17 protein-coding genes are annotated in these 13,525 nt (G+C 42.9%); all 17 read right to left on the bottom strand.

The genetic code is table 11. From position 1 onward, the window contains the following. Positions 1 to 763 (bottom strand): tRNA 2-thiocytidine biosynthesis TtcA family protein (locus QZ147_RS05240; protein WP_295147810.1); only part of this gene is annotated, 763 nt, incomplete at its 3' end. Further along, positions 760 to 1,443 carry a 5'-methylthioadenosine/adenosylhomocysteine nucleosidase gene (locus QZ147_RS05235; RefSeq protein WP_295147808.1) on the bottom strand — a complete coding sequence of 228 codons (684 nt, stop codon included), beginning with the start codon at positions 1,441 to 1,443 and terminating at the stop codon, positions 760 to 762. The genes QZ147_RS05235 and QZ147_RS05240, both read right to left, overlap by 4 nt. Then, entirely contained in the window at positions 1,440 to 2,360 is a 921-nt protein-coding gene (gene fabD / locus QZ147_RS05230; RefSeq protein WP_295147812.1) for an ACP S-malonyltransferase, read from the bottom strand. The genes QZ147_RS05235 and fabD overlap by 4 nt, the downstream gene beginning before the upstream one ends. An 8-nt stretch (positions 2,361 to 2,368) precedes the next feature. Further along, entirely contained in the window at positions 2,369 to 3,025 is a 657-nt protein-coding gene (locus tag QZ147_RS05225) for a peptidylprolyl isomerase (RefSeq protein WP_295147806.1), read from the bottom strand. Positions 3,026 to 3,076: 51 nt separating this feature from the next. After that, complete coding sequence (locus QZ147_RS05220) at positions 3,077 to 3,928, bottom strand: tetratricopeptide repeat protein (protein ID WP_366508782.1); 852 nt, start codon at positions 3,926 to 3,928, stop codon at positions 3,077 to 3,079. Positions 3,929 to 3,934: 6 nt separating this feature from the next. Next, positions 3,935 to 4,438 carry an OmpA family protein gene (locus QZ147_RS05215; RefSeq protein WP_295147804.1) on the bottom strand — a complete coding sequence of 168 codons (504 nt, stop codon included), beginning with the start codon at positions 4,436 to 4,438 and terminating at the stop codon, positions 3,935 to 3,937. Positions 4,439 to 4,492: 54 nt separating this feature from the next. Continuing rightward, positions 4,493 to 5,758 carry a Tol-Pal system protein TolB gene (gene tolB / locus QZ147_RS05210; protein ID WP_295147802.1) on the bottom strand — a complete coding sequence of 422 codons (1,266 nt, stop codon included), beginning with the start codon at positions 5,756 to 5,758 and terminating at the stop codon, positions 4,493 to 4,495. A gap of 58 nt (positions 5,759 to 5,816) precedes the next feature. After that, positions 5,817 to 6,695: a TonB C-terminal domain-containing protein gene (locus QZ147_RS05205; RefSeq protein WP_295147800.1), complete on the bottom strand. Its 879-nt coding sequence runs from the start codon at positions 6,693 to 6,695 to the stop codon at positions 5,817 to 5,819. Between the two features lies 1 nt (position 6,696). After that, complete coding sequence (locus QZ147_RS05200; protein WP_295147798.1) at positions 6,697 to 7,095, bottom strand: biopolymer transporter ExbD; 399 nt, start codon at positions 7,093 to 7,095, stop codon at positions 6,697 to 6,699. Then, the gene (locus QZ147_RS05195; RefSeq protein WP_295147796.1) at positions 7,095 to 7,679 is read right to left on the bottom strand and encodes a MotA/TolQ/ExbB proton channel family protein; all 585 of its coding nucleotides are present in this window, start codon (positions 7,677 to 7,679) and stop codon (positions 7,095 to 7,097) included. Before QZ147_RS05195 ends, QZ147_RS05200 begins: the two co-directional genes overlap by 1 nt. Beyond that, complete coding sequence (gene atpC / locus QZ147_RS05190; RefSeq protein ID WP_295147793.1) at positions 7,680 to 8,069, bottom strand: ATP synthase F1 subunit epsilon; 390 nt, start codon at positions 8,067 to 8,069, stop codon at positions 7,680 to 7,682. 20 nt (positions 8,070 to 8,089) lie between these two features. Beyond that, complete coding sequence (gene atpD, locus QZ147_RS05185) at positions 8,090 to 9,487, bottom strand: F0F1 ATP synthase subunit beta (RefSeq protein ID WP_295147790.1); 1,398 nt, start codon at positions 9,485 to 9,487, stop codon at positions 8,090 to 8,092. A 12-nt stretch (positions 9,488 to 9,499) separates the two neighbouring features. After that, positions 9,500 to 10,384, bottom strand: coding sequence for an ATP synthase F1 subunit gamma (gene atpG, locus QZ147_RS05180; protein WP_295147787.1), 885 nt, complete (start codon positions 10,382 to 10,384; stop codon positions 9,500 to 9,502). 9 nt (positions 10,385 to 10,393) lie between these two features. Next, positions 10,394 to 11,911: a F0F1 ATP synthase subunit alpha gene (atpA, locus tag QZ147_RS05175; protein ID WP_295147784.1), complete on the bottom strand. Its 1,518-nt coding sequence runs from the start codon at positions 11,909 to 11,911 to the stop codon at positions 10,394 to 10,396. Positions 11,912 to 11,925: 14 nt separating this feature from the next. Then, positions 11,926 to 12,456 carry a F0F1 ATP synthase subunit delta gene (locus QZ147_RS05170; protein WP_295147781.1) on the bottom strand — a complete coding sequence of 177 codons (531 nt, stop codon included), beginning with the start codon at positions 12,454 to 12,456 and terminating at the stop codon, positions 11,926 to 11,928. Beyond that, the gene (locus QZ147_RS05165; RefSeq protein WP_295147778.1) at positions 12,456 to 12,968 is read right to left on the bottom strand and encodes a F0F1 ATP synthase subunit B; all 513 of its coding nucleotides are present in this window, start codon (positions 12,966 to 12,968) and stop codon (positions 12,456 to 12,458) included. Before QZ147_RS05165 ends, QZ147_RS05170 begins: the two co-directional genes overlap by 1 nt. A gap of 10 nt (positions 12,969 to 12,978) precedes the next feature. Next, the gene (locus tag QZ147_RS05160; RefSeq protein ID WP_295147776.1) at positions 12,979 to 13,401 is read right to left on the bottom strand and encodes a FoF1 ATP synthase subunit B'; all 423 of its coding nucleotides are present in this window, start codon (positions 13,399 to 13,401) and stop codon (positions 12,979 to 12,981) included. Between the last annotated feature and the right edge of the window lie 124 nt (positions 13,402 to 13,525).

Raw genomic sequence — 13,525 nt, 5'->3', positions numbered from 1 at the left:
CGTCGTCGCTTTGAATAAAATTCGCACTGCTAAAAAAGGTATCGGTATGGATGTTTTCAAACGCCGCTTTAAGCGACGTAAAAAGCTTGGGATTTTGCTTTTCTAAATTTGCCAAAAGTACCTTAGTCTCGGCTCTAGCGTGAGGCATCTTGACGTCAAATCTCATCGCGGGGCACGCCTCGTCGCCGATGACGGTAAGCCCGTTTCGCACGGCGTTTTCTCGCAGCTGCCTTTCGCGTACGAAAATAAACGGACGAATTACCTCGATACCGTTTTTGGCCATATATTTCGGAGCGAGCGTCCGCAGCGCGCCGTTATAGGTAAAATTCATAAAAAAGCTCTCGACGGCATCGTCTAAATGGTGAGCGATGGCTAATTTATTAAAACCGTTCGCAAGCGCATAGCTATAAAGATAACCGCGCCTCATACGCGAGAAAAAGCTGCAAAAGCTGGAATTTTTACGGATTTTTTCCTTCGAAATCTCAAAGATGGAGCTATCTATCACATTGTGCTTGATACCGTGCTCCTCGCAGTGCGCGGTTAGATAGTCGTAGTTTTCGCCCATTCCGTAGCTTAAAGTCACGGCCTCAAAGCTAAATTTTTGTGGCGTTACGTTTTGCATGTGTTTTAGCACGTGAGCGAGCGCCAAGCTGTCCTTGCCGCCGCTAAGGCCTAGCAATACGCGGTCTCCGCCGGCGACCATCTTGTATTTTGCGTTCGTTTGCCCTACTTGGCGAAGTAGTCGTTTACTTAGATCTATCATAAACTCTTAACCATTTCAAGCATGAAATTCGCGCTAATTTTTGCCGAGCTATTTAAAAACTCGTCAAAGTCAAACTCCGCTCCGCCGCCCGCCTCGTCGCTAATAGCGCGAAGTACGAAAAACGGCACTCCTAGACTTTCGCAAACTAGCGCCACGCTAGCGCCCTCCATCTCGGTAGCGTCGGCATTAAAGGTAGTTTTTATCCACTCTTTTTTACTTTTTTCGCAGATAAACTGATCGCCCGTGGCGATTATGCCGCTTTGCAAATTTAACCCGCTTTCAGCGGCTACCCGTGAGGCGATTGCATTTAAATTTTCATCGCTTTTTATAAACACGCTAGTACCGGGCACGTAACCCGGCTGATGTCCAAACGCCGTAATATCCAGATCGTGCTGGACCAAAGACGTCGCGTAAAGCATGTCGCCTATTTTTAGGTTCGGATTGAGCGCTCCCGCTACGCCCGTAAAAAGCAGCTTTTTAGCGCCGAATTTTTCTATCATCGCACTCGTCGTAATCGCCGCGTTTACCTTACCGATTTTTGAATACGCGATAACTAGCTCGCGTCCCTCGAATTTCGCCAAATAAAACGTATTGTTCGCGTGTCTTACCTCTTTATATTCGCTCACGGCCTCCAAAAGCGGAGCCACTTCCTCTTGCATTGCTCCGAGTATTGCTATCACGCGATCTCCTTTAACGTCTCTTCTAGGCTTTTTAAATCGGTTATGCTATACGTAGGCTTTGAGACGACTTTTTTATTTATCCCTTTAAGCACGCCGGCGCCCAGCTCGATAAACGCGTCTACTTCCGTTTCATGGGCTTTAATACTATGTTTGTATAAAACCGGCTTTACGAGCTGGTCTTTTAGTAAATTTAGCGCTTCATCTTTCGTATTATAAGGGCGCGCCGTAGCATTTGAAATGACTGGAGAGAATTTATCGTTTATCATGTCTTTAATATTTGCGGCAAGCTCGTCGCTAGCGGGTTTTAAAAGCTCGCAGTGGCTAATAACAGACATATTTAGCGCCATTACGCGCTTTGCGCCCGCATCTTTGAAGGCGCTTTCAAATTTTGCCAAATCCTCTTTTAGACCCGCTACGACGATCTGTCCGTCGCTATTATAGTTTGCGGCGTAAATTTTAGCGCCTTTGCTTTGCGCGCCGAGACAAATCTCCTCTACGACGCTATCGTCTAAACCTAAAACTACGCTCATCGAAACGTCTTTATCCTCGCACGCCTTTTGCATCAGTTGCCCCCTAAGACGTACGATTTTTAGCGCATTTATAAAACTAAACGCTCCGCTAACGGCAAGAGCGCTAAACTCTCCCAAAGAATGCCCTAGGCTAAATTTAGGCATCGCGCCGAAATTTTCTTTAAGCGCTAGATAGCTCATTAGCGAATTTAGCACGATGGCCGGCTGCGTAAATTCGCTTTTATTTATTAGCTCGTTGGGCTCGAAAATCAAGTGCTTAAAATCGATCTTCAACTCGTCGCTCGCATTCTCTAAAAGCTCACGCGCAGAGGCAAAATTATCGTAGAATTCTCGCCCCATACCTACTGCCTGACTGCCTTGTCCGGCGAATATAAATGCAAAATCCATTTCGTTTCTCAGTGACAATGTCCGCAGCATCCGCCTTGGCCGTGGTCATCTTCGTCCTCATCGTCATCGTACGCCAGACCGTTGGCGCATCCGCATTCTCCGCCGTGAGAATGTCCATGGCCGTGTCCGCCGCAACACTCGCCCTCGCCGTGATGATGGTGACCGTGCCCGTGGTCGTGTCCGCCGCATCCGCAGGTATGCGCGCCCGCTACCATGCCCGTAGCCTTTTCGTCTTCGCTAGCTTCGCGAATCTCTAAAATTTCGACGTTAAACGTCAAGTCTTTGCCGGCATACGGGTGATTAAAATCGACCGTAACCTCGTCGCCTTTAATCTCTTTTACGATTACGCGTACGCTCTCGCCGCTTTCGCCTTGACCGAAAAGCTCCATCCCTTCGTGCAAATCGATGCCCGCAAATTGCTCTTTCGGCAATGTCTGAACGGCGCTATTATCGTATTCGCCGCACGCCTCGGAAGCTTTTAGGTTTATCTCTTTTTTGTCGCCCGCTTTTAATCTGGCGACTTCTTCTTCGAGTTTTTCTATAATATGTCCGCGCCCCGTAATAAACGAAATTTGCGAACCGCCTTGCATATTCGACTCTAAAATTTCGCCTGTTTTGGCGTCTTTTAGCTCATAAAACATTGTAACAACTTGATCTTTACTCACACTATCTCCTTTAAAAAATAATGCGAGATTATAGCGAAATAGACTTAAAATTTAGTTGCGATTCGGAGCGGCTTTCGCCTCGCTGCTATCGGGATAGCCGGCTTTTAGCGCTTTGTAGAAACGATTTGCGCTTTGGGTATCGCCGATTTTATCGAAGCTAATCGCGGTGTGATAAAGAAGTTTTGCGGTGTAATCTGCTTTGTCGTTAGATTGAATACTTTTTTGATAATATTGTATCGCGGTACTATATGCTTTTTGTTTATAAGCGATCTCGCCCAGGTAGAAATTAGAAGCCGCGGGTTTGTGCCCCTTTTTTACCAAATACTCAAATTGTTCCGCCGCTTCGGAAGTTTTACCGGCATTAAATAGACTAATCGCATAGAACATTACGTCTTTATTGGCCTTTTTAGAAAAGTCGGAATTCGTATCGCTTGAGCTAGTAGGCTCTGATTTTGTTTTTTCTTTTTGGTTATTAGAGTCGCTGGATTTTTTATCTATTAATGCGCCGAGTTTATTTAGCGTAGCGGTAATATTTTTATAATTTTTTTCCTGAATATCTCTCGTTTCATCAATATAAGCTTTCAAAGATGCCAAATTCGTACCCGAACTATCCGTATCGCCGTTAACTTTTAGCTCTACGTCGCTTATTCTTTGCTCTAATTTATTAAGTCTTAGATTTATGCTCTCTATAAGACTTTGCAAACCTTGCAATTGCTCCGAAACGCTATTTATATTTTCTTCTATATTCTGCACGCTTCGTTTATTGTTTAAAGCTGTTTTTTCGCTATCTGTTAAACCGTAAGGATTGGCACTATTTATATTACCGGCATCGAAGGCTGAAACTTCTGCGTATAAAGAGAGAGCGGCTCCTAAACTTAGAGCCGCGAGGGTTATTTTATTCATTACGAATTATGGAAGAACTTTGAATTCTACGCGTCTATTTTGAGCGTCGCAAGCTTTTGATTTTTCTGTACAAACAGGATTGCTTTCGCCAAGGCTAACTACGGCGATTCTATCAGCGTTTACGCCATCTCTTACAAGAGCGTCTTTAACGCTTTTTGCTCTTTTTAGACCAAGAGCGTAGTTGTATTCGTCGGTACCCCACTCGTCGCAGTTGCCTTCTACTTTAATAGATAGGGGCTGAGCATCAGCCTGGTTAAATACGGCAGCATTAGCGCTTACCACGCCTTGCTGGTCTGCTTTTATGTTAAATTTGTCGAAATCAAAGTATACGCTTTTAACTTGACTTTCGATATTAGCGATAAGCGCAGCTAGCCTATCGGCGTCGCTCATAGCATTTGAATTATCGGCTTGATTTGAATTTGCATTCATATCGACTTCCGGATTTTTTGAGCTACAACCGCTGAATACTAAAGCCGCTACGGCAACACTTACTAGAACTACTTTTTTCATACTAGATCCTTTTTAAAAAATTTGACCGCAATTATACCACAAAATTTTAATATTTTACCAATCAATCGACTGAATTTTGCCGATTTTTAACGGAAATTGGAAACTTCTATTCTCATTTAGCCTAATTACGCCCAAAGAACTTTGGCCGCCGAGCTGTTTTATAAATACGACGCTCTGTCCGTCGCTCGAAAATCTAGGATAGTTATTCTTTCCGCTTGCCGTTAATTGACGGATAAAGTCGGTTTGCGTAGAAATTAGGTAAATATTAAAACTTCCGCCTTCCGAGCTCTCTTCGCGGCTTGAATAAACGATATAATTCTCAAACGTACTAACCGAATTGTTGTTTTTGCCGTGAAATACCATCTGTTCTACCGCTCCGCCGCCGTTTACGCCGGTGGCAAAGATGTTCGGGTAACCTAGCCTATCGGAGACAAACACTATCTTTTGATCGTTATCCACAAAATTTCCGTTTACGTCAATACCGGGATAGTTCGTAACCTGCGTTAAATTTTTAGTATTTACGTTATATACGTAAATATCGGGCTGATCTTTCGGCGCCATAGTTAGCAAAATTTTACTTCCGTCTTTGCTGACGTCGGAGGCGATTAACATTCCCAAGCTATCGATGATTTTGGTTTTCGTACCGCTTGCTAGATTGTACTTAAATAGCGTAGGCTTGTTATTTACGTACGCCGTATAGAAAAACGTACTTTGATCGGCGCCGTCCCATTTAGGAAATATGTTTAGCCCTCCGCTAATTATAGTTTTTTGATAAGTTAGCGTATAGTCGGCTACTATAATGGAGCTTTGGCGAGCGGATGTATATTTTGAAAAAATTATATATTTTTCCATCCAGCCAACAGGCGGTAAATTTAGTTCCTTGGTTAATTCAACGATACTTTTATGCGCTAAAAACGGATATTTTGAACCTTCCGGCATCGTGTAAATTTTTTCGTATTTAGTCGTTGCCGTTTTTGCGTTAATCAGCTTTACTTTTAACGTTAAAGGCGAATTTTGCGAGCCTTCTAACGCGTATCTTAAAATTAGCTCCACGCCCTTGTCGCTCATGGTATTGGTTTGTGTATTGCCTTCATAAGAAGACGGCACGTTATCCTCGACGACTTCAAAGTCCGAGCTAACTTTTAAATCGTTAAACATTATCTTAAAGAATTTATCTTTAAAATTTTGGTCGCCTACCGCGGTGGTAGCATCTTGCAACGCAATTTTAGGCAAAGCGACGCCTTGATTTATAATCGACATCGTAGCATCGGCAGCAAAAAGGCTAATCGCCGTACATAAAAAAAGAAATACCTTTTTCATATTTTCTCCGTATTTTGGTTTAAAATTCGAGGCGTAATGTATCTTAAAATTTTAAATTTTATTCTAATTTATCTTGCAAATTTATATTAAATTCTAAAATTCCGTCTTTCGAGAAAGGAAATTTTTCCTGCGTTAGGCGCTCTAAACATTCCCTAACTTTGCCGTTAAATTCCTCATCATAGGAAAGTTCCAAGATTTCATAGCTAAAATTTCCGACAGCGTCGATAGTTACCTTTATTTTGGCGGAATTATTAGAGTTAGCCTTATAGCTTCGCCATTTTCGCTCGATTTGTTTCTGTATAGCGCCTCTAAGAGGATCGTAAGTGCCGGTCATTTGCGATTTCGGCGTTTTTGAAACTTTATCGATTTGCATACTTTTTATAATATCGCTGGCCTCTTGCAAATTTGCAGAATTTGCGCTCTCGCTTTTTTTACGGCTCTGCTCTTTCGGTTGAGTTTTGGCGATGCCGTTATCTTTTTTTAGCTTTGTCGTGTCTATGTCGCTGAATAAATTTTTTAGGTCAGGCTTGGGCTCTTCTTTGACGGGCTCAGATTTTTCGATAGGAGTAGGAATTTCGGGCTTTGGCTCGGGTTTAGGCTGCTCTTTGGGCGGAGTAGGTATGCTAGGCTGCGGTAAAGGCTCGTCGGGAACCGGCTTATTCGTAGTCTCTTTTTTCGGTTCTTCTTTGGGCTCGTTTTTTGGCTCGGGTTTATTTTCTTTCACTATTTTATCGGCTTGTTTCGGGGCCTTAACCGTTTCTGAAATTTCGCGCTCATCCATAATAATATCCATAAAAGCGTCTTTGTCGTCGGTATATTTTTTGGCAGGCTCGGTAAAAAACGTAAGCTTGATAAATAATACGACGACTATCGATAAATATATCGATAAAGCGACGAAAAAAGAACTAATAGTAGGAAATTTTACTTTGCTTGGCATTTTATCCGTTTGTTTCTAGCGCAACTTTGTTGAAACCGACGTTTTTTAGACTTTTAAGCACAAACATAACGTCGTCGTATTTTAAATTTTTGTCGGCTTTTATATATATGGGCGAGCTCTTGTCGTACTTTGCGCCGATTAGCGCTAAATTATCGGGAAGCTCGGGCAAATTCATCGTGCTTTGCTCTATTCTCACCTTTCGCTCCGCCGTTACGTAGACGATTAGATCTTTTTGCTTTGCGGTAGAAGTTTTAGTTTTTGAGCCATCTGGTAAAGCAATATCTTCTTGATAAACGAGCGTAGGCATAGTTACCATTAAAATAGCGAGCAAAACCAACATAATATCGACAAGCGGAGTTATATTTAACTCCGGCTTTTCATCGTCAAATTTTAACGCCATTACAAGGACTCGTCTTCTTTTTTAAGCGCCATCATCACGTCCGCTTGGCGCTCGATAACGCTCATCAATTCATATGCTTTTCGTTTTATAACTAGATTAAAAGTGTATGCGGGTATCGCTACGAAAATTCCGGCGCCGGTGGCCACGAGCGCTTCTGATATCGCAGGGGCGATAACGTTTATCGACCCACCGTTACCGGTACCTAGCTGAGAGAATGTTTCAAGAATAGAAATAACCGTACCGAATAACCCGATAAACGGAGAGGTAGACGCGATAATGCTTAGCCAAGTAAGCCCGCTAGTGGCGTTTCTTTCGGCCATGCTAATGCAAACATTTAATTTTTCCTTTGAAATTTTACCGTTAGCGCATTTTCGCAAAGACGAGTCGTTAGGGATATTTTTAGCCCCCATAAGCAGGCTTTCGAGCGCGCTTTGCTCGCGCCTTTGCCAAGCGCTAATACCCGCCATCCTCGAAAATAAAATAGTAAAACTAACTATAAAATAAATCGACAACCAGCCAAGAACTACGATCGTAATAAAACTACTTCTTGAAAGATAGTTTAAAAAAATATCTATACCACCCACTTATCGCGCTCTCACTACATTTTCCATTTTGGCTATCGTGCTAGCAAAAGCATTTGTATCACTACTCATGCTCTCTATTAGTTCTTTTGCTTTATTTAAAGAATTCGCAAGCTCGCTTTCGCTATCGCCGGCCACATAAACGGCCCCGTCCGCAAGGATAGTTACTTTGCCCTCGTCAATCTTTGCATATCCCCAATTTATGGCGACTACATCGTGTTTTTTGTCTTTATCCTCAATGTCTATAACGCCCGCTTTTAGTAACGATATTAGTGAAGCGTGATTCGGCAATACGCCGAATTCGCCTTCGCTACCCGGAAGCACCACGCTATTAACGTCATCCGAAAACACTTGACCTTGCGGAGTTACTATCTCTAAATGCAGTTTATCCATATATGCTTCCTTGTTAAAATTTAAGCTTTTAGCTTCTCGGCTTTTGCGATAACTTCTTCGATGTTTCCGACCATGTAAAATGCATTTTCAGGAAGTTCGTCGTATTTGCCTTCTAAAATTCCCTTAAATCCAGCGATGCTTTCTTCAAGAGTTACGTATTTTCCGGGGCTTCCCGTGAATACCTCGGCGACGAAGAACGGCTGAGACAAGAATTTCTCTATCTTTCTAGCTCTATCGACGACTACTTTATCCTCTTCGCTTAACTCGTCCATACCTAAAATCGCTATGATATCCTGCAAATCCTTGTACTTTTGAAGTACGGCTTGCACGCCTCTTGCGACTTTGTAATGTTCTGAACCCAAAATTTGCGGATCAAGCATTCTTGAAGTCGAGTCGAGAGGATCGACCGCAGGGTAAATCCCTTTTTCGGCAATCGAGCGGTTTAAGACGGTCGTAGCGTCGAGGTGCGCAAAAACCGTTGCAGGAGCCGGGTCGGTAAGGTCGTCCGCCGGAACGTAAACGGCTTGAACCGAAGTAATAGATCCTTTTTTAGTCGAAGTAATACGCTCTTGCAATTTACCCATCTCGCTAGCTAGCGTCGGTTGATAACCGACCGCCGAGGGAATACGTCCCAAAAGCGCCGACATCTCCGCGCCGGATTGCGAGAAACGGAAAATGTTATCTATAAACATCAAAACGTCAAGACCCATCTCGTCGCGGAAATATTCGGCCATCGTAATACCCGTTAGCGCGATACGGTTTCTTGCCCCAGGCGGTTCGTTCATTTGGCCGTAGCACAAGGCGACTTTATCCAAAACGTTACTTTCCTTCATCTCGTGATAAAGGTCGTTTCCTTCGCGGGTTCTTTCGCCTACGCCCGCAAATACAGAATAACCGCTATGTTTGAATGCGACGTTGTGGATAAGCTCCATAATAATAACGGTTTTACCTACGCCCGCACCGCCGAATAGTCCGACCTTGCCGCCTTTCGCATAAGGAGCTAGCAAATCGACTACTTTTATGCCCGTCTCAAAAATTTCGCTCTTAGTGCTTTGTTCTTCAAACGGCGGAGGATCGCGGTGGATAGACCAATGTTTGTCGAATTCTACATTTTCGCCCTCATCGATTAGGTCGCCGACGACATTAAAAATTCTCCCCAGAACCTTCTCGCCCACCGGAACGCTAATCGGTCTACCGGTCGCAACCGCTTCAAGACCGCGAGTAAGCCCTTCGCTCATATCCATCGCAATCGTTCGTACGCGATTATCGCCTAGCTGGGCCGCAACTTCGAGTACAAGCCTATTTTTCTCGCCCTCAACTTCATAAACCACTTCAATGGCTTCGTTGATTTTAGGCAAGTAGCCGTCAAAATCGACGTCAACCACGGGCCCGGTTATTTGTGAAATGATACCCTTCATTTATTTCCTTTCTTATTTCATTGACTCGACGCCGCTGATAATTTCAATCAACTCTGTCGTGATAGACTCTTGTCTTGCTTTGTTATATGCTAGTTTTAGCTCACCCACGCGCTCTTTTGCATTATTCGTAGCATTATCCATCGCCTGCATCCTAGCGCTATGCTCTGCGGCCAGACTATCAACAAGCGCAAAATACATGCTATACTCAAAATATTTTTTAAGCAACTCGTCTAAAATCTTGCCGTTATCGTTAGGTTCAAACTCCATTAGAGAATTCGTTTCAACGCCTGCAATCTTAGTCGGCTCGACCGGCACTATGTCGTTTATACGAATTTGCTGCGAAATCATATTATTATAGCCGTTATGCACCAAAATAACTTTATCGGTTACGCCGTTAACAAAGTCGTTTATCGCATCGTCTATAACCTTCTGGGCCTTCTCGTAAGTCGGAGCGGAGCTAACGCCGGTATAAGTTTCAAGTAGGCTTATGCCCTGAAAATTAAAAAACTCGATTCCTTTTTTACCGACTGCGCGAAGACGAATTTTGACCTTTTTGGCTTTAAATTCGTTTATTAAATTTCTAACGGTTTTAATAGTTTGGACGTTAAAGCCGCCGCAAAGTCCCTTGTCGGCCGTTACAAAGATAATATCGACTTTATCGATATTATCTTTTACGTCGAAAAATTTGCTTTGAGAGTTTACCGAGCCGTACTGATTTATCTTATAAGCTATTTCCGACAAAACTTCATTGATTTTAAGCGCATAGACTCGCGAATTCTTAGCAGCCTCTTCCGCTTTTCTTAGCTTGGCGGTAGAGACTAGCTTCATAGCGCGAGTCGTCTTTTGCGTATTTTGAACGCTCTTGATCTTTCGCTTTATATCTTTTAAATTTGACATATCTTAGCCTTAGTTAGCGCCAAATGTCGCTTTAAAATCTTTCAATGCTTTATGAAGTAGCTCTTCAAGGTCTTTATCTAATGCTTTTTTAGCGCGAATTTGCTCAAAAATTTCAGGATATCTAGCTTCGATATACGGATAAAGTTCGGCTTCAAATTTCGTCACTAAATTAGTCGCAATATCGTCTAAGTAGCCTTTTGCGCCGGCGAATATCATAACCACTTGATTTTCAATCGCAAGCGGGCTATAAGGAGGCTGTTTTAACACCTCAACCATCCTTTGACCGCGTTCTAGCTGTTTGCGCGAGCTCTCGTCTAGATCGCTTGCAAACTGAGCGAATGCTTGAAGTTCTCGGTACTGAGCTAGGTCTAGACGAAGCGTACCGGAAACTTGCTTAGTAGCTTTAATCTGCGCTGCGCCGCCGACGCGAGAAACCGAAAGGCCTACGTTAATCGCCGGACGAATGCCTGAATTAAATAGGTCGGTTTCTAGGAAAATTTGGCCGTCGGTAATTGAAATAACGTTAGTCGGAATATATGCCGAAACGTCGCCCGCTTGCGTTTCGATAATAGGAAGCGCGGTTAAAGAACCTGCGCCCAACTTGTCGCTTAATTTAGAAGCGCGTTCCAGTAAGCGGGAATGCAGATAAAAAACATCGCCCGGATAAGCTTCGCGGCCAGGCGGTCGGCGTAAAATCAACGACATCTCGCGATACGCGACGGCGTGTTTTGAAAGGTCGTCATAAATAATCAAGGCATGGCGAGAATTATCGCGGAAATATTCGCCCATCGTTACGCCCGCATACGGAGCCAGATATTGAAGCGCGGCTGCATCGGAAGCGCCTGCGTTTACTACGATAGTGTAGTCCATGGCGCCGTATTCTTCAAGTTTTTTGACTACTTGCGCGACGGTAGATTGCTTCTGCCCGATAGCGACGTAAATACAAATAACGTCTTGACCCTTTTGATTAATTATAGTATCTATCGCGACGGTAGTTTTTCCCGTCTGACGGTCGCCGATTATAAGCTCGCGTTGTCCGCGACCGATCGGAACTAGCGCATCGATGGCCTTAATACCCGTTTGAAGCGGCTCGTGAACGCTCTTTCTAGCCATGATGCCTTTTGCTTTTTCTTCTACGAAACGGCTCTCCGTCGCCTCGATCGGACCTTTTGCGTCAATCGGTTCACCCAACGAATTCACTACGCGCCCGATTAAGGCATCTCCTACTGGAACGCGCAAAAGTTTGCCTAGGCGCTTAACGTTAGACCCTTCTTTAATACCGTCTGTTTTACCTAAGATAACGATACCTACGCTACTTTCTTCAAGGTTAAGAGCCATGCCTTTTTCGCCGCTCTCAAACTCCACCATTTCGCCGGCCATTACGTTTTTCAAGCCGTAAACGTTAGCTACGCCGTCGGCCACGGATATAACCTTGCCCGTTTCGTTTACATCGACGTTAAGGCTGAAATTTTCAATCCTTTCTTTGATGATAGCGCTAATTTCATCCGCTTTTATTTTTGCACTCACGCTTTTTCTCCTTTTTAAATTGCTTTTAAAATATGTTCGCTCATTTGAGCTTTTAGCCTATCTACCGAAAAGCTAGCCTCGACGCCCAAATCGTTAAGCTCAATTTTTATCCCGTTGTATTCGCTTTTTTGACTGTCTAGCTTAATGCTAGCGTTAAAGCGTTTTGAAAATTTATCTTCCAAAGCGCTTATCTGATCGGCGCTAAAATTAAAATTTCCGTAAATTTCGCCTTTATACGAGTTATCAAGCGCGGCTTGTTGTTTGTTAATTTCGACTAAAATTTGCGGTATTAGTTCAAGTCTTTTATTCGCGCCAAGAAGCTTTATAAAATTTATAAAATTTAAGCCAGGATCTTTTACTAGCGATACTATAAAGTCCGTCTTTTCGCTTGATTTTAACGTGGGTAAAGAGATAATGCTTTTAAATTTCTCGGACTGAAAAGCAGACGCTATTTGGCTTAAATTCGAGACGAAGTCTTGTATCTCGCCCGGCTTTACTCCGCTTAAAACGGCTTTAACGTATTTTTTAACTACTGCTTCGCTCATTAGCTAACCTTCTTTAATATGATATTGACGAGCTCTTTTTGACCTACTTTCAAGCTATCTCCGGCGAAAATTTCATCTAAAATTTCGCCTACGACGCCCTTCGTCATCTTGCGCTCTTCAAATTCTTTTTGCTCTTTAAAGCTTTTTTCTATATTTAAAATTTCGCTAGCGGTATCTTTTTTTACCTTTTCGGTAAGGTGCGCCGCCTCTTTTCTGGCCGTCTCTATAAGAGAGCTAGCGTTTAGTTTAGCCTCTTCTACTCTTTTTAAAACATCGTCTTTTTTAGCCTGAGAGGCGCGAAGCTTTTCTTGAATACTCTCTAATTTCGCCGCAATAGCGTCTATTCTGCTTTGATAGAGCTGTTTTAGCGGCTTTGCTATAAAATAAAGCAAAATTCCGAAAAATAGTAAGAAATTTAATGCTCGCTCTATAATATCGTAGTTCGTTCCGCCGTGCCCGCTAGCAAATCCCAAAATGGGCAAAAGCGTTAATAATAAAATTTTAACCCTCATAAACCCCCCCCTAAATGCTTGCTAATTTAGCCGAAAGCACGGATTGCAGTTGCGGTAGTTTCGACGCAAGCTCTGATTTTAACTCGCCTTTTTGCACATTTAAGGCGTTAATAAAATTAGCGTAATCCGTTTCAAGAGACGCCCTTTTGGTTTCGATCTCTTTTGCCGCTTCGTCTTTTGCTAAATTTAGCGCGTCTTGTTTTATTTTATTAGCTTCGCTTCTAGCTTTAAGGATAATATCCTCTATTTGCGCTTCGTATAAGCCAAGATCGCTAGTATTTTTGCTAGTATTTTCCTCGTCGTTTTTTATCGATGCGTTGCGATCGTCGATAAATTTCAACATAGGTTTATAAAGCAAAGGATTTAAAATAGCGATAAGGATTACAAAAACGATAGCCGTCAGCACGACCAAAGGCACATCTATCTCTAACATCCGCCCTCCCTTTAATTATTAAATTCTTCTTACAGAAAGTAAAACGCGCCAATTTTACAACAAATTTATAAAAAAATAAAAGAAAAAACTGTGCCTAAAAAGGAAATTTTGCGCGTAAATAAAG

The sequence above is a fragment of the uncultured Campylobacter sp. genome (assembly GCF_905371695.1).
In the GTDB taxonomy this organism is placed as follows: Bacteria; Campylobacterota; Campylobacteria; order Campylobacterales; family Campylobacteraceae; genus Campylobacter_A.
This window is presented reverse-complemented; position numbering and strand designations above follow the sequence as displayed.